At 75.0% G+C, this 17,124-nt stretch carries 19 protein-coding genes; 8 read left to right on the top strand and 11 right to left on the bottom strand.

The features are described 5' to 3' along the window. The first annotated feature begins 21 nt into the window (after window positions 1-21). A complete protein-coding gene (locus EAD96_RS14795) occupies window positions 22-2,763 on the top strand; it encodes an AAA family ATPase (RefSeq protein ID WP_120569766.1) in 2,742 nt (913 codons plus the stop codon). A 25-nt stretch (window positions 2,764-2,788) separates the two neighbouring features. Here the strand turns inward: EAD96_RS14795 and EAD96_RS14800 are convergent, their stop codons facing one another. After that, complete coding sequence (locus EAD96_RS14800; protein ID WP_120569765.1) at window positions 2,789-3,367, bottom strand: TetR/AcrR family transcriptional regulator; 579 nt, start codon at window positions 3,365-3,367, stop codon at window positions 2,789-2,791. Between the two features lie 70 nt (window positions 3,368-3,437). Here EAD96_RS14800 and EAD96_RS14805 point away from each other — a divergent pair, with 70 nt between their 5' ends. After that, window positions 3,438-3,983 (top strand): hypothetical protein, encoded by a 546-nt coding sequence (locus EAD96_RS14805; RefSeq protein WP_120569764.1) that lies wholly within the window; start codon window positions 3,438-3,440, stop codon window positions 3,981-3,983. Between the two features lie 3 nt (window positions 3,984-3,986). Here the strand turns inward: EAD96_RS14805 and EAD96_RS14810 are convergent, their stop codons facing one another. The 7 genes from EAD96_RS14810 to EAD96_RS14840 form a co-directional block, all read right to left on the bottom strand. After that, complete coding sequence (locus EAD96_RS14810) at window positions 3,987-4,904, bottom strand: carbohydrate ABC transporter permease (RefSeq protein WP_199733176.1); 918 nt, start codon at window positions 4,902-4,904, stop codon at window positions 3,987-3,989. Further along, a complete protein-coding gene (locus tag EAD96_RS14815) occupies window positions 4,901-5,854 on the bottom strand; it encodes a carbohydrate ABC transporter permease (protein ID WP_121684677.1) in 954 nt (317 codons plus the stop codon). Before EAD96_RS14815 ends, EAD96_RS14810 begins: the two co-directional genes overlap by 4 nt. Before the next feature lie 6 nt (window positions 5,855-5,860). Continuing rightward, window positions 5,861-7,213 carry an extracellular solute-binding protein gene (locus EAD96_RS14820; protein ID WP_121684678.1) on the bottom strand — a complete coding sequence of 451 codons (1,353 nt, stop codon included), beginning with the start codon at window positions 7,211-7,213 and terminating at the stop codon, window positions 5,861-5,863. A 69-nt stretch (window positions 7,214-7,282) separates the two neighbouring features. Beyond that, complete coding sequence (locus tag EAD96_RS14825; RefSeq protein WP_121684679.1) at window positions 7,283-8,509, bottom strand: low temperature requirement protein A; 1,227 nt, start codon at window positions 8,507-8,509, stop codon at window positions 7,283-7,285. Window positions 8,510-8,692: 183 nt separating this feature from the next. After that, window positions 8,693-9,550 carry a Sir2 family NAD-dependent protein deacetylase gene (locus EAD96_RS14830; protein ID WP_121684680.1) on the bottom strand — a complete coding sequence of 286 codons (858 nt, stop codon included), beginning with the start codon at window positions 9,548-9,550 and terminating at the stop codon, window positions 8,693-8,695. Next, window positions 9,547-9,834 (bottom strand): DUF1905 domain-containing protein, encoded by a 288-nt coding sequence (locus EAD96_RS14835; RefSeq protein WP_120569760.1) that lies wholly within the window; start codon window positions 9,832-9,834, stop codon window positions 9,547-9,549. Before EAD96_RS14835 ends, EAD96_RS14830 begins: the two co-directional genes overlap by 4 nt. Window positions 9,835-9,838: 4 nt before the next feature. Continuing rightward, window positions 9,839-10,483: a DUF998 domain-containing protein gene (locus tag EAD96_RS14840; RefSeq protein ID WP_121684681.1), complete on the bottom strand. Its 645-nt coding sequence runs from the start codon at window positions 10,481-10,483 to the stop codon at window positions 9,839-9,841. 133 nt (window positions 10,484-10,616) lie between these two features. Between EAD96_RS14840 and EAD96_RS14845 the strand changes: the two genes are divergently transcribed. Together EAD96_RS14845 and EAD96_RS14850 are read left to right on the top strand one after the other, a co-directional pair. After that, complete coding sequence (locus tag EAD96_RS14845) at window positions 10,617-11,900, top strand: sensor histidine kinase (protein WP_121684682.1); 1,284 nt, start codon at window positions 10,617-10,619, stop codon at window positions 11,898-11,900. Continuing rightward, on the top strand, window positions 11,888-12,547 hold the full coding sequence (locus EAD96_RS14850) for a response regulator transcription factor (RefSeq protein ID WP_121684683.1): 660 nt from the start codon (window positions 11,888-11,890) through the stop codon (window positions 12,545-12,547). Before EAD96_RS14845 ends, EAD96_RS14850 begins: the two co-directional genes overlap by 13 nt. Window positions 12,548-12,554: 7 nt before the next feature. Here the strand turns inward: EAD96_RS14850 and EAD96_RS14855 are convergent, their stop codons facing one another. Beyond that, window positions 12,555-12,977: a thioesterase family protein gene (locus tag EAD96_RS14855; protein ID WP_121684684.1), complete on the bottom strand. Its 423-nt coding sequence runs from the start codon at window positions 12,975-12,977 to the stop codon at window positions 12,555-12,557. A 71-nt stretch (window positions 12,978-13,048) separates the two neighbouring features. Between EAD96_RS14855 and EAD96_RS14860 the strand changes: the two genes are divergently transcribed. Further along, window positions 13,049-13,792 carry an N-acetyltransferase gene (locus tag EAD96_RS14860; RefSeq protein WP_233585780.1) on the top strand — a complete coding sequence of 248 codons (744 nt, stop codon included), beginning with the start codon at window positions 13,049-13,051 and terminating at the stop codon, window positions 13,790-13,792. 4 nt (window positions 13,793-13,796) lie between these two features. On the opposite strand, the gene EAD96_RS14865 is transcribed toward EAD96_RS14860, so the two are convergent. Beyond that, entirely contained in the window at window positions 13,797-14,102 is a 306-nt protein-coding gene (locus EAD96_RS14865) for a DUF1330 domain-containing protein (protein ID WP_121684686.1), read from the bottom strand. A 176-nt stretch (window positions 14,103-14,278) separates the two neighbouring features. On the opposite strand from EAD96_RS14865, the gene EAD96_RS14870 reads away from it, so the two are divergent. The 3 genes from EAD96_RS14870 (at window position 14,279) to EAD96_RS14880 (ending at window position 16,078) form a co-directional block, all read left to right on the top strand. After that, entirely contained in the window at window positions 14,279-15,241 is a 963-nt protein-coding gene (locus tag EAD96_RS14870) for a hypothetical protein (RefSeq protein WP_121684687.1), read from the top strand. A 40-nt stretch (window positions 15,242-15,281) separates the two neighbouring features. Then, window positions 15,282-15,620: a putative quinol monooxygenase gene (locus EAD96_RS14875; protein WP_120569753.1), complete on the top strand. Its 339-nt coding sequence runs from the start codon at window positions 15,282-15,284 to the stop codon at window positions 15,618-15,620. A gap of 98 nt (window positions 15,621-15,718) precedes the next feature. Continuing rightward, entirely contained in the window at window positions 15,719-16,078 is a 360-nt protein-coding gene (locus tag EAD96_RS14880; RefSeq protein WP_120569752.1) for a hypothetical protein, read from the top strand. A 42-nt stretch (window positions 16,079-16,120) separates the two neighbouring features. On the opposite strand, the gene EAD96_RS14885 is transcribed toward EAD96_RS14880, so the two are convergent. Beyond that, on the bottom strand, window positions 16,121-16,966 hold the full coding sequence (locus EAD96_RS14885; RefSeq protein ID WP_121684688.1) for a S1 family peptidase: 846 nt from the start codon (window positions 16,964-16,966) through the stop codon (window positions 16,121-16,123). Window positions 16,967-17,124 lie beyond the last annotated feature (158 nt).

A 17,124-nucleotide genomic window follows, 5' to 3' on the forward strand; every position in this document is an offset into this window, starting at 1 on the left:
CGGCTGTGCCACCATCCCGCCATGGACGCCGCACTGGTCGGCCGCGACGCGGTCGTCGAGCGGGTGTGGCGTGCCCTGACCTCCGGTACGCCGGTGCTGCTCGACGGTCCCAGCGGCATCGGCAAGACCGCGCTCTGGCGGGCCGTGGTCGCCCACGCCGGGCGGACCGGCTGGCGGGTGCTGTCCGCCGCGCCCACCGAGGCCGAGACCGCGCTGCCGTACGCGGCTCTGGCCGACGTGCTGCGCCCGCTCGCCGACGCCCTGCCGGGGCTGCCCGCGCCGCAACGGGTGGCCGCCGACATGGTGCTGCTGACCGGTGAGCACGACGGCGCGGTGGACGAGCGGGCGGTGGGCGCGGCCACCCGTACGCTGCTCGACGCGGCGGTCACCGACGCGCCCCGGGTCCTGCTCGCGGTCGACGATCCCCAGTGGCTGGACCCGCCGAGCGCCCGGGCGCTGCGGTTCGCGCTGCGCCGGCTGACCCGGTGGCCCGCCGTCCTGGCCACCCACCGCACCGGGGACAGCCCGCCGGCGCCGGTGCCGCTGGGGCTGGACGACGACCCGACCGGCCGGCATCCGCTGCTGCGCGCCGACGTACCCCCGCTCACCCCGCCGGACCTGCACCGCGTCCTGGCGGCCCGGCTCGGCGGCACGCTCAGCCGTCCGCTCACCGACCGGCTGGCCCGCGACGCCGACGGCAATCCGCTGCTCGCGATCGAACTGGCCCGAGCGGTGCTGCGGCTGCCCCGCCCGCCCGCGCACGACGAGGACCTGCCCGTCCCGTCGTCGCTGCGCCTGCTGCTCGCGGAGACGCTGCGGGCGCTGCCCGGCCCGAGCCGGGACGCGGTGCGGCTGGCCGCGCTGCTGACCGTGCCGACGCTGCGGGACCTGGCGGCGGCGGGTGTGCCGGCCGGGGCACTGGACGCGGCCGAGGACGCCGGGCTGGTCGTGGTCACCCCGAGCCGGGTCGACTTCGCGCACCCCCGGTACGCGGCGGCGGTGCGCGAGAGCATCCCGCCGGGGGTCCGGCGGCGGATGCACGCGCTGCTCGCCGGCACGGTCGCCGAGCCGGACGAGCGGGCCCGGCACCTGTCCCGGTGCACCGTGGCGCCGGACGCCGCTGTCGCCGCCGACCTGGCCGCCGCGGCGGCCCGGCAGCGGATGCGTGGCGCCTCAGCGCTCGCCGCCGACTGGTACGCCCGGGCGGCCGAGCTGACCCCTTCGTCCGCCGCCGCCGACCGGAACCGGCGTCGCCTCGACGCGGTGCAGTGCCGCATCGACGGCGGCGACTACGCGGCGGCCGGGCGGGCCGCCGAGGCGGCGGCCGGGGAGCTGACCGGCGCCGAGCGGGGCGAGGCGCTGCTGCTGCGCGCGCTCGTCGCGTGGTGCGCCGACGACCTCGTCACCGCCGTCCGCGTCGCCGAGCAGGCGCTCGCGGCCGCCGGGCCGGACGGGGATCTGGCCGGGCGGATCCACACCCACCTGACCATGTTCCACGACCAGCCGGAGCCCGCCCGCCGGCACGCGCGGGCCGCGATCGCCCGCCTGTCCGACCGGGACGAGCACCGCCCGCTGCTCACCGCCGCGCTGCTGCTGCTGTTCTTCCACGAGGTACGCGCCGGCGGCCCGGCGCCCACCGATCTGCTGGACCGGGCCCTGTCGCTGGAGGCGGGTGAACCGTCCTTCCTGGCCGGTTCGGTGCCGGCGATCTGGTGGAAGTCGGTCGACGACCACGACCGGGCGCGGTCCCGGCTGCACCTGATGCTGGACCTGGCGGTGGCGCGCGGCGACGACCCGCTGCGGCACGAGGTGCTGACCCACCTCGGCGAGACGGAACTGCTGGCGGGGCGCTTCGCCGAGGCCGGTACGCACATCGCCGCCGCCCGTGACCTGGGTGAGCAGCTGGGCACCGGGCTGGTGGGCGAGAGCTGGCTGGCCGGTGTGCTCGACGCGCACCGGGGGCGGCTGGCGCGGGCGGGCGCCGCGGCCGCCGGGCTGCGCCGCGACGACGACCTCGGCGACGCGTGGAGCCGGCGACTGCACCATCAGCTCACCGGCCTGGTGGCGCTGGCCTCCGGGGAGTGGGTCACCGCCGCGGCTGCGTACGGCGCGCTCGCCGCCGATCTCGACGGGTCGGGCATCGCCGAACCGCTGGGGCAGCGTTTCGAGCCGGACTGGATCGAGGCGTGCGTGGGCGCCGGTGACCTGGACACCGCGCGCGCCGCGCTGGACCGGCTGGCCGGGCGCCACCGCCGGCTGCCGCGCCCGTGGACGACGCTCGGGCTGGCCCGCAGCCGGGTGCTGCTGGCCGGGGCGACCGGGGCGGATCCGGGCGCGGCGCTGGACGCGCTGACGCAGGCCCGGGCCGCGGTGCCGGAGGGGGTGCTGCCGCTGGACCGGGCCCGCTGCCTGCTCGCCGCCGGCCGCACGTACCGGCGGGTGCGGCGACGTCGGGAGGCGCGGGCGGCGCTCGACGCGGCCGCGGCCGAGTTCGACGCGCTGGGCGCGTCCGCGTTCGCCGACCGGGCGCGGGCGGAGCTGGGCCGCATCGGCGCCCGCACCCCGGCGCCGACCACGCTCACCGCCACCGAGGAGCGGGTCGCCCGGCTCGCCGCCCGGGGTCAGACCAACCGGCTCATCGCCGACGCGCTCTACATCAGCCCGAAGACGGTGGAGGCCAACCTGGCCCGGGTCTACCGCAAGCTGGGCATCGCCAGCCGCGCCGAGCTGGGCGCGGCGATGGGCCGGCCGCCGGGCGACTGAGTCGCCCTGGCCGCGGCCAGGGCGCTCAGGACGCGACCAGCGTGTCCAGGTGCGCGCCGAGCAGCTCGCGGGCGCGCGCGGGCGGCATCCGCTCGGGATACAGCAGCGCGTGCAGCGCGAGCCCGTCGAGCAGGGCGTGCAACCGGGCGACCGCCTCGGGGCCGGCGGCCGGTTGTCCGGTGAGCAGCGCGACGGCGAACTCGGCGGCGCGGCGGATGCCGTCGTCCGCGTCGGCCATCCGGGTTCGCGCCGCCGGGTCGGTCTGGGCGCGCGCGGCGAGCAGCAGCCACACCTCGGCCTCGCGGACGCGCTGGCGGTCCAGCGGCAGCAGTTGTTCCAGGATCCGCTGGGCGACCTCGCGCGGACTGCCGGTGCGGTCGTCGGCGGCGATCCGCTCGGCCGCCTCGGCCTGCACGTGCTCCATGGCGAACACCAGCAGCTCGGTCTGGGTGGCGAAATAGTGCCGCAGCGCGCTCGGTGACCAGCCCGCCTCGGCCGCGATGCTGCGGACGGTGGCGGCGCCGACGCCGTCGCGGTAGACCACCCGCCACATCGCCCGCGCCAGCTCGGCACGGCGCGCGTCGTGGTCGACGATCTTGGGCACGGGCCCCTCCGGAACCTGGTTGACGGCCGCTGTTACGGTTATCGCACAGCGTACTAAAAAAGGAGTCCGCATGCTCGTGGCAGTGATCGTCGGATGCGAGGTGGCGTTCTGGGTGGTGCTGCTCGCCGGGCTGATCGCCCGGTACCCGCTGCGGCGGCCCCGCCTCGGCGCCGCCCTGCTGATCGCCGTGCCGGTGGTCGACCTCGTGCTGCTCGCCGCCACGATGATCGACCTGCGCCGGGGCGCCACCGCCACGTTCGCCCACGGCCTGGCCGCCGCGTACCTCGGGTTCTCGGTGGCGTTCGGGCACAGCATGGTGCGCTGGGCCGACGAGCGGTTCGCGCACCGGTTCGCCGGCGGCCCTCCCCCGCGCCGGGCCCCCCGGTACGGGATGGCGCGGGCCCGGCACGAGTGGCGCGAGTGGGGCAAGGGCATGATCGGCTGGGCGGTCGCCTGCGCCGTGCTGCTCGCCGGCATCGCCCTGGTCGGCGACGGCGAGCGCACCGCCGAACTGTGGGCGTGGACCGGCCGGCTCACCGTGGTGATGGCGGGCTGGTTGGTGTTCTGGCCGGTCGCGTACACCGTCTTCCCGAAGCGGGCGCCGCGCGGCGCGTGAGGCTCACCCCTTGCGCCCGCCCGTCGCGATCCCTTCCACGAAGTGCCGTTGGGCCAGGAAGAACAGGATGATCATCGGTACGGTGGCGATCACGCTGGCGGCGAGCACGACCTCCCACTGCTGCTCGCCGCCGTAGCCGAACCGGTCCAGGATCACCTTCAGCCCCCGGGGCAGCGTGTAGAGCTGCTCGTTGCGCAGGTAGATCAGCGGCTTCACCAGGTCCGTCCAGCTCGCCTTGAACTCGAACACGAACGCCACCAGCAGGGCCGGACGGACCAGCGGGAACGCCATCCGCCAGAACAGCTGCGGATAGCTGGCCCCGTCGACCCGGGCCGCCTCGAAGTACTCCCGGGGCAGCGACAGGAAGAACTGGCGCAGCAGGAAGATGTAGAACGCCGAGCCGAACAGGTTGCCGGCCCAGAGCGGCACCTGTGTGTCGACCAGGCCGAGCCGGTTCCAGATCAGGTACGTCGGGATCATGGTGACCGCGAACGGCAGCATCATGGTGGCCAGCACCAGCCCGAACAGCAGGTTGCGGCCGGGGAACCGGAAGTACGCGAACCCGAACGCGACCCAGGCGCTGGACAGCGTGGCCGCGGCCGCCGCCGCCACGCCCACCACGACGCTGTTGAACAGCCAGGTGAACAGCGGCATGGCGTCCCACGCCCGGGCGTAGTTGTCCGGCGCGAACGGCGTGGGCAGCAGGCCGGGCGCGAAGACGTACTCCCGGGGTCGCAGCGACGCGCCGACCAGCCAGACGAACGGCAGCAGGAAGACCACGGCGGCGGCCACCAGGGCGAGCACGAACAGCACGCGCTGCCAGCGGGGCCGGCGGCCGTCGTCGGCCTGCCGCACCGGTCCGGGCGCGGTCACCGGCGCCACCACGGCGCCGGCGGCCGGCGGCTGACTCGTGGTGGTCACCGGTCCTCCCCCTCGTAGTAGACAAACCGGTTGCCCAGCTTCACCTGCACCAGCGTGATCACCAGGATGATCAGGAAGAGCAGCCAGGCCATCGCCGAGGCGAAACCCATGTGCAGGAACTGGAACGCCTCCCGGAACAGGTGGATCACGTAGAACGACGCCGCGTCGCTGCTGAACGAACCGGCGGTCTGCCGGTTGCCGAAGTACATGGTGTAGACCTCGGTGAACATCTGCAGCGACGCGATGGTGTTGACGATCAGCGTGAAGAACAGCGCGCCGGAGATCATCGGCAGCGTGACGTGCCGGAACCGCGCCCAGGCGCCGGCACCGTCGAGCTGGGCCGCCTCGTACAGGTCGCGGGGCACGCCCTGCAACGCGGCCAGATAGATGATCACGGTGGAGCCGAGGCTCCACAGGCTCATCAGCACGATGCCGGGCATCACCCAGTCCGGGTCCGTGGTCCAGCTCGGACCGTCGATCCCGACCAGCGCCAGGCCGCGGTTGATCAGGCCGTCCTGCGTGTTGAGCAGCAGCAGGAACAGGATGCCGACCGCCACCGCCGGGGTCATCACCGGCAGGTAGAACACGGTACGGAAGAAGCCGGAGAGCCGGCCGACGCGCTTGAGCAGCAGGGCCAGCCCGAGCGAGATCGCCATCACCAGCGGCACGTGCAGCGCGGTGTAGTAGACGGTGTTGCCGAGGCTGCGCGCCACCTGCGGGTCCGACATCAGTTGCCGGTAGTTGTCCAGCCCGGTGAAGCGCGGCGAGTTGATCACGTCGTACTCGGTGAAGCTGAGCCACAGGCTGGCGATCATCGGCCCGGCGGTGAACGCCAGGAACCCGACGATCCACGGCGCCAGGAACAGGTACGCCCAGCGGGCCTCCCGCCGGGCCAGCGACGTGCGGCGCCGCCGGCCCGGTACGGCAGGGGTGACGGTGGTGGTGGCCATGGCGGGCTAGTCCGCGGCCTTGTCCAGCGCGGCGGTCGCCTCCCGCTGGGCCCGGTCGAGCGCCTGCGCGGGCTGCTCCTGACCGGACAGCACCCGGTTGACCGCGTCCGTCCACGCCTTGTCGAACTCGGCGCCGGCGGGCGAGGCGGGCATCGCGAACGCGGCGTCCTGCGCCTGGCGGATGGTCTGCACCGCGTCGTCGAAGCGCTTGTTGCCGGTGGGCTTGTACACCTCGTCGAAGATCTTCTTGTCGGCTGTGGTGTTGCCGGTCCAGAGGCCGGTGAAGGGCAGGTTGGCGGCCTTGCGCGCCTCGGCGCGGGCCCGGGCGGCGGCCAGCCAGGTGTCGGTGGCGGTCATCTGCTTGACGAACGCGCAGGCGGCGTCCGGGTTCTTCGCCCCCTTGGTGATCACCCACGCCTGCCCGGAGGACAGGCTCAGCGGCTTGCCCTGCCGGTCCACGAACGGCTTGACCACCAGCTCGGCGTCCGGGCTGTTCTTCGCGGCCTGGTTGAGGAACCACTCCTCCATCGGCCACGCGGCGATCTGGTTCTTCGCCAGCGGGTTCTGCGCGCCGAAGAAGTCGAACGTGTCCCGGAACGACTTGAACTTCCCCCAGCCGCCCTGGGCCTGGATGAGCCCGACGCCGGTGGTGAGCGCCTCGACCACCTTCGGGTCGGTGAGGTTGGCCCGGGTGCCGTCGGCGGAGATCATGTCGGCGCCGTTGGCCTTGGCCCACATCGGCAGGAACTCGGGGATCTTCGGGTCGATGCCGATGCGGCTGAGCCGGCCTCCGGAGACGGCGGCGAGCCTGGCGTTGAGCGCGGGCAGGCCCGCCCAGTCGGCCAGGTTCACGTCGTCGGCGCCCAGCCCGGCCCGCTTGAGCAGCGCCTCGTTCAGGTAGAGCACGCGGACCTGGGAGAACTCGGGGATGCCGTACACCGTGCCGTCGAGCGTCACCTGCTCCCGCGCGGACTGCCGGTACTCCGCCATGTCGATCCGCTGCTTCTCGACGCAGTCGGTGAGCGGCTGGATCGAGCCGCGCTCGGCGTACGTGCCGATGAGCTTGCGGTCCATGTAGACCAGGTCCGGTGGGTTGCCCGAGGCAACCGCCGACAGGAACTGCTGCTCGTCGAACGCGCCCTCGGTGATCGTCAGCCGGACGTCGCCGTGGTCGCGCTTGAACGCGTCCACCCGGGTGGTGGCGATCTCGTCGGACAGGCTGAAGCCCATGGTGCTCAGCGCGCCGCTGCCCTCGGCGCCACCGCCGCCGGAGTCCCCTCCCCCGCCGACGCCGCCGCAGCCGCTGATCGCCAGGGTCAGCACCCCGGCCAACGCGGTCGCCCGCAGTTTCCGTGACATCGCCACCTCCCGTGATCGCGCCGGCCACTCTGCCGGGCGCGACCTGCACTTCTCCGGTGTGTGCGGCTTTCAAACCGGTTGATGCGCATCGGTTACCGTCGACCGCCCGGCGGCGGACGGCGCACCGCGCCGATCGACGGCGATCGCGGCCAGCAGCAGCCCGGCCAGCGCCGCGAGCGCCAGCGGTGGCGGCAATACCGTCCCGAGCACGGCCAGCGGCAGCGCCGCCCCGGCGACGGCCAGCCGGGCCGGTCCGACCGGCTGCCCGGTCAGCCGGCGGAACAGCAGCCGTCCGGCCAGGTAGACGGCCGCGCCGCCGAACAGCGCCACCGCCGCTGAGGGGTTCAGCCGGGGCCCGGCCTCCGGGTCGGCGACGTGCTCCAGCACCTGTTCGACGCCGAGTGCCAGGTAGATGACGCCGGCGACGAGCAGCAGATGGGTCTGGCTGTAGGCGTCCGCGGCCATCCGGTCCCGCTGCGCCGCCGGTGCGGCGGAGAGCGCCCGGGCCGCCGCCGGGGACGTGCGGTGGAAGTAGAGCCACCAGAGGCAGACGGTCACCACGAAGGCGACGAGCGCCACGGCGAGGACCGGCGGCTCGGTGACCGCCGAGGCCGCTCCCACCCCCGCGGCCACCACCGACTCCCCCAGCGAGATGATCAGCACCAGGCCGTACCGCTCGGCGAAGTGCGTCGGGCTGCGCAGCGGCCAGGCGCCCCGGCGGGCGTACGACAGCCGTTGACCGGCCACCTCGACGGCGAAGCCCAGCACCCACAGCGCCGCGTGCGCGGCACCGTCCAGCAGCGCGCCGAGCAGTAGCGGCACCCAGCCGACGGCGCTGACGAACGCGAAGAACCGGATCCGGGCGCGCAGTTCCGGGTCACCCGCCGCGGCCCAGTGGAACAGCGTCAGGTGCACCACGCGCAGCACCACGTAGGCCAGCACGACGATCAGCGGTCCGTCCAGCCCCGGGCCCGGCGTCCACGCCTGCGGCATGGCGAGCGCGGCCAGGAACAACGCGGCCATCGCGACCAGGAACCCGCCGCGCACCACCCCGACGTCGGCGGGCGTGTGGTTGCCCAACCAGGTGTACGACAGCCACGCCACCCAGAGCAGCACGAGCAGGAGCAGGCCCTTGGCCATCCCGGCCGGGGTCGGGTGCGGCTCGATCAGCGCCATGATCCGGGTGAGCGCGAAGACGAAGACCAGGTCGAAGAAGATCTCGAACGGGGTGACCCGGCGCTGGTCCGGCCCCGGCCGGGGCGCACGCAGCCGCCGTCGCACCCGTTCGCGTCCCACGTCCGCCGCCCTCCGCCGGTCCACCTCCTGCGCCGACGGTAGGCGGCCCCGGACGGTCGAATCGGGTGATTCCCGCGATCACGCCCGGCGCCGGTCCGCCGGACCGGTGCCCGCCGGGCGGTACGACGAGGCGGCGCGGCTGGGCTGTCAGGCAGGGCGACGGGCAGGGCGGCGGCGGGCAGCTCAGCCGGCGTCGGCGTCCGGCCAGGCGGCACGCACCAGCGCGGGCAGCACCTCGCCGGCCGGGCCGCGCAGGTTCACCGCGCAGATCGCGTCCAGCGGCGTCGGCACCGGGTTCACCTGCACCACGGGCGCGCCGAGACGGGCCGCCACGAGCGGGATCTCGGCGGCCGGGTGCACGAGCGCCGAGGTGCCCACCGTCAGCAGCAGGTCGCAGCCGGTCGCCGCCTCGACCGCCGCGTCCAGCGCGGCCGACGGCAGCGCCTCGCCGAACCACACCACCCCGGGCCGCACGGGCGCGCCGCATCCGGCGCACGCGGGCGGGGTCAGCGGTCCGTCCTGCGGTTCCGGCGCATGCGACACGGGCCCGCCGGGCGGTTCCGCCTCGTCGCGCGCCTCCGGAGCGCCGGGCACCGGCGCGTCGGAGGGCGGCGGCAGGTCGGACGGCAGCGGCGCGGGCCGGGCGCAGGCCGAGCAGCGGGGCGCGAACAGGCTGCCGTGCAGGCGTACCGGTGCGGGCACGCCGCCACGCTCGTGCAGGTCGTCGACGTTCTGGGTGATCACCACCGTCTCCGGGAGGCGGGCCTGGATCGCCGCCACCGCCCGGTGCCCCGGATTCGGCAGCGCCCGCCGCACCCCACGCCGGCGTGCCTCGTACCAGCCCCAGACCAGCGCCGGGTCGGCCCGGAACGCCGCCGGGGTCGCCAGCTCCTGCGGGTCGTAGCGCTGCCAGAGCCCGGTCTGCGCGTCGCGGAACGTCGGCACGCCGCTCTCGGCCGACATGCCCGCCCCGGTGAAGACCACCGGCCGCCGCGCGGCGGCGAGCAGCCGGCCCGCCTCGACCAGTTCCGGCCCGGTCACACGTCCACCGTCAGCCGCACGTCGACCCGGTCGCCCAGCTCGATGCCCTCCGCCCGGCGCGCCGCGACCCGCAGCGGCACCACGTACCGGCCGTCCTTGGGCCACAGCGACGTCCGCCAGTCGGTGTCACCGATGCGGACCGTCACCGGGATCATGCCCCAGCCGTAGGTGACCGACGCCGAGGCGGCCTCGATCGCCGCGCTCTGCTCGTCGGGCACCGTGACGAAGTGGTACGGCGCCGGGCCGCGCCAGAACCACACCTCGCCGCTGAACGCCAGCTCCATCCGGTCAGGATAGGGGCCGGGACCGACACGACCACAGCAGCCGGAGCCCGGCCGCCGTCACCCAGGCGAACAGCGGGAACACGGCGACGCGTTCCATGCCGCCCACGCCGATGCCGGCGTCCACCCGGGACAGGAACAGCACGGTGCCGGCGAGCCCGAGCAGGCCCAGGAGCGCGCTGACGGTCCGCAGCTCGCGCAGCAGCGGCGACCGGCGGGCGAGCGCGGCGGCGAGCAGCGCGGCGTTGCCGGGCGCGAAGACCAGCAGCGCGCCGAGCACGTGCAGGTTCTCGTCCACGTCCGCCGGGTGGAGGCCGGCCAGCACGTACCCGGACCCGGCGGCCACGATCGACGCGACGGCGACGGCCGCGGCGCGGCCCGGGCGCAGCGCGCGGTGTGCGAGCAGCGCGCCCAGCGCGAGCAGCAGCCCGGCGCCGACGAATACGGCGTTCATGGCCGGGTGCCACGGCGAGCAGACCGGGCGGGGCCGGCTGCTGTCCCACACGCCGCAGGTGACGTTGCCGAGGTCGCTGATGTTGTGCTCGGCCCAGCTGAACCCGGGCTGGTCCCAGGCCAGGCCGACGACGACGTTGGCGGCCAGGAACGACGCGGTGGCGAGCAGCCAGCAGGCGCCCGCGAGGCGGTTTCTCATCCGCCGAGTGCACCGTCCCGGGGCGGCCCGGCGCACGGGGCGTGGCGGGCCGGTTCGGGGTAGGGCCAGACCTACCCGGAGAGCGGGGTCCAACCGGCTGGGCCGGGCGGCGTGGTCTGGCTAGCGTCGGGCCATGACAGTTGATCACGGGCTGGCCGTCGCGTTGCGCCGCCGCCGCTACCTGCTCTCCGCGTGGCCGTGGCGGGCCCTGGCGTACGCCGTCACGACCCTGCCCCTGGCCGGCGCGGCGGCGCTCGGCGCGGCGGTCGTCGCCGCGCCGGTGCTGCTGGTGGCCGCCGCGCTGCGGCGGGGCCGCCCGGTCGACGCCGGGGCGCTGGCGGCGCTGGCCGTGGTGGCGCTGGCGGTGGTGGCGCTCGCCCCGCTGGCCGGCGCGCCGCTGGCCGCGTTCGAGCGGTGGCGCCTCGGCCTGGTCGACGACCGCCCGGTGACCGCGCCGAGGTGGCGCGGGCTCGCCGCCCGTTTCACCACCGCCACCGGGTGGCGGGAGGGCGCGTACCTGGCCGTGCTGGGTGCGGCGGTGCCGCTGGCGTACGGGATGTTCGGGCTGCTCGTGCTGCTGGACGCGGCGCTCGTCGCCGGTCCCTGGCTGGCCGGCGGCGAGGACCGGATCGTGCTGGTCTGGGCCACTGTCGACTCCCCGGCCGAGGCGGTGCCGTACGCCTTCGCCGGCCTGCTGGCGGCCCCGGCACTGGTCTACCTGGCCGGCCTGCTCGTCGCGGCGCAGGCGGCGGTGACCCGCCTGCTGCTCGACGACGCGCCCGCCGGGACGGCCCTGCGCGAGGTGACCCGGTCCCGTGCCCGCCTGGTGAGCGCCTACGAGGCGGAGCGGCGCCGCATCGAGCGGGACGTGCACGACGGCGTGCAGCCACGCCTGACCAGTCTCACCCTCCAGCTCGGGCTGGCCCGCCTGGACGTGCCGGACGACTCCCCGGTGGCGAAGCCGCTCGCGGCGGCGCACGAGCAGGCCAAGGAGCTGATGGTGACGTTGCGCGGCATAGTGCAGGGCATCCGCCCGCCACAGCTCACCGAACTCGGTCTGGCCGCCGCCGTCGGCGACCTGGCCGCCCGGTCGGTCGTCCCGGTCACCGTGCACGCCGACCTGACCCGCCCGGTGCCCGACCTGGTGGAGACCACCGCCTGGTACGTGGTCTCGGAGACGCTCGGCAACGTCGCCCGGCACGCCGGGGCCACCCGGGCGCAGGTGCGGCTGACCCGTACCGACCGCCTGCTGGTGGTGGAGGTACGCGACGACGGCCGGGGCGGCGCCGACCCGGCGCGCGGCACCGGCCTGACCGGGCTCGCGGACCGGGTGGCCGCGGCGGACGGGCGGCTGCTGCTGTCCAGCCCGCCCGGTGGGCCTACCCTCGTGCGGGTGGAGCTGCCGTGCCGTCCGTGACCCGGGTCGTCCTGGCCGAGGACGAGGTGCTGCTCCGGGAGGGCCTGGTGGGCCTGCTGACCCGGTTCGGCTTCGCGGTGGACGCCGCGGTCGGCTCCGCCCCGGAGCTGCTCGACGCGGTGCGCACGCACCGGCCCGACCTCCTGGTGACCGACATCCGGATGCCGCCGCAGCATCGCGACGACGGCCTGCGCGCGGCCGTCACGCTGCGTGCCGAATGCCCGGACCTCGCCGTGGTGGTGCTCAGCCAGCACGTGCAGAGCGGGTACGCCGCCGCGCTGCTCGACAGCGGCGACGGCAACCGGGTCGGCTACCTGCTCAAGGACCGGGTGGCCGACGTCGCGGAGTTCGCCGCGACGCTGCGCCGGGTGGCGGCCGGCGGCACCGCCGTCGACCCGGACGTGGTGCGGCACCTGCTGCGGCGTCCGCGCGACCCGCTCGGCGCGCTGTCCCCCCGTGAGCGGGAGGTGCTGGGCCTGGTCGCCGAGGGCCACTCCAACGCGGCCATCGCGGCCCGGCTGTACGTCACCGAGGCGGCGGTCGGCAAGCACGTGGGCAACATCCTGGCCAAACTCGGCCTGCCGCCGGACGAGGACACCAACCGGCGGGTGCTCGCCGTGCTCGCCTACCTGCGCGCGGCGGGCTGACCGGGCGTCACAGGTTCATCGGCACGGGGTCGGTGGCCAGCGCCCGGAACCGCTCGCGCGGGTCGGCCACGAGCCGCCGCCCGGTGAGGTCGAGCAGCCCGCCGACGCCGGTCACCGAGGCGACCGGGGTGCCGTCGGCACGGGTGAACTCCTGGCCGATCCGGAACGTCTTGCCCTCGCCCCAGTGGAACTCGCAGGTCACGTCGACCTCGTCGCCGCCGCGCAGCTCCCGCAGGTAGCGCACCGTCACCTCCAGCGCGACCGGCCCGACGCCGCCGGCGAGCAGCCGGTCCTGGCCGATGCCGGACGCGCGCAGGCACTCCCAGCGGGCGTGCTCGGCGTACTGGAGGTAGACCGCCTGGTTGAGGTGCCCCTGCGTGTCGAGTTCGTAGCCGCGCACGGTGACGCGCACCCGGAACGGATCTGCCATGCCGGCAGCCTAGCCACCGGCGCCGACAAAACGGCGTGCGGTCCGGGCCGCGCGGCTCTAGCCTGCCCGGCGTGACAGTGGAGATCGTGACCCTGGCGCAGCGGCCCGACCTGGCGCCGCTGCTGGACACCGACTTCGACGGCGCCTGGCCGCCGTTCATGCTCTGGGACCCGATGGGCGCGATCTACTACGGCGTCGCGCACGAGACGTACCCCGAGTTCGTCTTCGCCGCCGTCGACCCGGCCGAGCCGGGCCGGGCGGTGGCCCGGGGGTACGCGGTGCCGCTGCGCTGGACCGAGGACGAGCTGCCCGACGGCGGCTGGGACCGGGTGATCCAGCGGGCCACGCTGGGCCGGCTCACCGGGTCCACTCCGAACCTGGTGTCGGCGCTGGAGATCTGCGTGCGCCCGGACCGGCGCGGCGGCGGGCTGTCCGGGCTGATGCTCGCGGCCATGCGCGCGGCGGTGGCCGGCGCGGGCTTCGACACGCTGGTGGCGCCGGTGCGCCCGAACGGCAAGGCCGCCGTCCCGGACGTGCCGATGACCGAGTACGTGGCCCGGCGCGGCCCGGACGGGCTGCCGGCCGACCCGTGGCTGCGGGTGCACGTGCGGGCGGGCGGGGTCGTCGAGCGGATCGCGCCCCGGTCGATGACGGTGACCGGCACGCTCGCCGACTGGCGGCGCTGGACCGGGCTGCCGTTCGACACCTCCGGCCCGGTACGCGTGCCGGGCGCGCTGACGCCGGTGCTCGTCGACGTCGACCACGACCACGCCGCGTACGTCGAGCCCAACGTGTGGGTGCGCCACCGGCTCTGACGGCTCAGGCCGGCCAGGCGTGACCGATCCCGTCGAGCAGCAGGACAACGCCCTCGGTGGCCGCCTCCCGGTCCCGGGAGATCTCCCGGTACTCCGGCGAGGTGGACCAGCGCTCGAAGTCCTCGCGGTTGTCGAACGACAGCAGTACCGCCTTCTGGTGCGGCCAGTCGCCCTCGACCACGCGGGGGGCGGTGTCGGCGGCGAGCAGCTTCCCGCCGTAGCGGGCCAGCACCGGCGGGAAGGCGGCGGCATACCTGTCGTAGCGCGCCCGGTCGTGGATGGTGAGCTGTGCGAGGGCGTAGACGGTCACCGGCTCAGGCTACCGACCGCCCGAGCGCCGCGGTGTCGTCCGTCAGGTCGGCGCCACCGCCGCCGCGACCCGGCCGACTGTCCGTTGTGCGCTAGCCATTATGCCTCTGACCTGCGAATACTGGTGGCAGGCTCGCGCGCGCCCCGCGCCGGGTGGGGGGAAAGAGGTGGGGCACGATGATCGGACAGGAGACCCAGCCGGAGGCTGTACCCGGTCCGCGGAACGCGCCGGAGGACCGGCGGGTCCGGCCCGCCGCGCCGGTTCCCGGCGCGGTGTGGCAGGTCCGCGTCCGGACCAAACTCGACGACCTGTACCAGCAGCTCGCGGTGCTGTCCGCGCGCGACCCGGAGCGGGCCGGGGCGCTGCGCGCGCAGCTGTCCGGGGTGGAGGGGGTACTCGGACGCAGCGGCGTGGTCGAGTGGTTGCGCGGCGGCAACCTGGAGTACGCGTGGCAGACGATCCACTCGGTGGAGCGGGGGATGGTGGCGCTGCGCAGCCCGGACGAGCTGACCGGGCTGCTGCCGGCGTACCGGAGCGCGGCGGCGCAGGTGCTGCCGGCCGACGACAAGGTGCTCACCGATCTCGACCCGTCGGCCGGCACCCCGTCCGACGCGCTGCTGCGCGCCCGGGTGCAGGCACTGCTGCTGCGCTACCACTCCGCGTCCGACGAGTTCCACGAGTCGGCCCGCCGGCTGCGCAACCGGATGCTGGGGCTGTCGGTGTTCGCGCTGGTGGCGGAGATCCTGGTGGTGCTGGTGCAGTGGCGCAGCCACGACGTACGGCTGCTGGAGGCGCCGACCGACGCCGGTGGCGTGCCGGCCTGGCGGCTGCTGTTCTTCGTGCTGATCGCCGGGGCGCTCGGCGCGTTCCTCAGCGCGCTGCCCTCGATGATCACCTCACGGTCCGGCGGGCTGCCCTACAAGCTGCCGTTCCAGCAGGGGCTGCTGAAGCTCGCGATCGGCCCGCTGGTGGCGGTGGTCGGCATCATGCTGGTCATCGGCGGCCTGGTGGAGACCAGCGTGAGCAGTACCGCCGCGCTGCTGGGCCTGGCGATCGTCTTCGGCGCCGGGCAGCAGGCGGTCACCGCGTTCGCCGACCGGCGGGCGGCCGAACTGCTCGGGCCGGCGGCCAAGAGCTGATGCCGCACGACGGCCTGTCCGGCCTGGGTAGCCTGATCCCATGATCTTCATTACCGCGAAGTTCCGGGTCCGTCCGGAGGACGCCGACAACTGGCCGCAGATCGTCGCCGACTTCACCGCCGCGACCCGGGCCGAGCCCGGCTGCCTGTGGTTCGACTGGTCCCGCAGCCTGGACGACCCGACCGAGTACGTGCTGGTCGAGGCGTTCCGCGACGACGAGGCGGGCGCGGCGCACGTGCAGTCGGAGCACTTCCGGACCGCCCGGCGCACGCTGCCTCCGCACCTGGCCGAGACGCCCAGGATCGTCAACGTGACGGTGCCGCAGCAGGACTGGTCGCGCCTGGGTGAGATGGCCGTGCCCGGCGACACCGCGAGCTGAAGATTTCCCACGGTTTACCGCTCAGGCATTGAAGCTTGTTTTCACCTCCCGCTACCCTCGGCGGAAAGATCCACCATCCACCGTGGAGGAGCTGAAGCATGCGCAAGCTGATGGCGGCGCTCGGCGCCGGGGCGATGACGGCCGCGGGCCTGCTCGCGGTCACGACACCGGCCCAGGCCGCGGCCTGCACCCTGGTGCAGTCGGAGGTCTACAACGGGGCCAACCTGATCGCCTGGTCGCGCGGCCTGGACGGCTGCTCGGGCGACGTCTACTGGGAGATCCAGTCCGGTGACGGCGGCACGTGGCAGGTGACCGACAGCGGCACCACGCACTACGACGACCAGGTCGTCAGCTACTACGGTGACGTGGACCTGCCGTGCTACCTGCGGGTGTACGCGGCGTTCGGGGACCAGGAGCGGCTGACCCGGCCGGTGCGCAACAACAACTGCGCGGGCTGACCACCGGCCGGGGCGCGTCGGGCGCCCCGGCCGCACCGCCGGTCAGGGGATGGTCAGGCCGTACGCGGCGAGGATCTCCAGGATCGGCTGGTAGTAGCTGGTGCCGCCGCTCGTGCAGTTGCCGCTGCCGCCGGAGAGGACGCCGATGACGGTGCCGGTCGCGGCCACGTAGAGCGGTCCGCCGCTGTCGCCCGGCTCGGCGCAGATGTTCGTGCGGATGAGCCCGGTGACGCTGCCCTCGGCGTAGTTGACAGTCGCGTTCAGCCCGGTGACGGTGCCGCACCGCACGCCCGTGGTGGCGCCGCTGCGGCAGACCGCCTGCCCGACGTACGCGCTGCCGGCGGCGGTGACGGTGACCTGCCCGGGGTAGGTGTGGATCGCGCTCGGGTGGGCGACGGTCCCGGTGTACCGGACCACGCCGTAGTCGTTGCCGGGGAAGCTGCTGCCGGTCCGGCTGCCGAGCACCGTGGTGCGGGCGCTGTCGGCGTACCAGGTGGCGGCGAGGCGGGTGCAGTGCCCGGCGGTCACGAAGTACCAGGCGGTGCCGCTGCGCACGTTCGCGCCCAGGGAGCAGCGCCCACCGCCGCCGTAGATCGCCTGGCCGCCGGCGATGAGCGTGCGCAGCCGGCCGGGTTCGTGGCGCAGCACCGCACCGGCCCGGTCGGCGGTGCGCCGCAACGCGGCCAGCTCGCGCCCGCGTACGGTGTCGTCGGCGGTGACAGTGAGCCGGCCGGTGGCCGGGTCGTGCTCCCAGGCGGTGCCGGGCGTGCGGATCCCGGCGAGCGCGGCGGGGTCGGGCGGCGGTGCGGCGGCGCCGGCCCGGGCGACCGCCGGGGTGCCGGCGAGCAGGGCGGCGAGGACGAGTACGACGAGCGCGGGTCGGCGCATGCTCCGGCACCTCTTCCATCGTCTACGGTCGATTCGCCAAGCATCGGCCCGCAGGCGCGATCGACTCAACCGGCAGAACCGGCGATCCCCGAAACTTCCGGAGCCACGGCGGGCGGCACGGGCGCGCCCGCAGGCCGTGCCCACACGCGGATCCCGCC

The sequence above is a fragment of the Micromonospora sp. BL1 genome (assembly GCF_003667485.1).
GTDB classification, from domain to species: domain Bacteria; phylum Actinomycetota; class Actinomycetes; order Mycobacteriales; family Micromonosporaceae; genus Micromonospora; species Micromonospora tulbaghiae.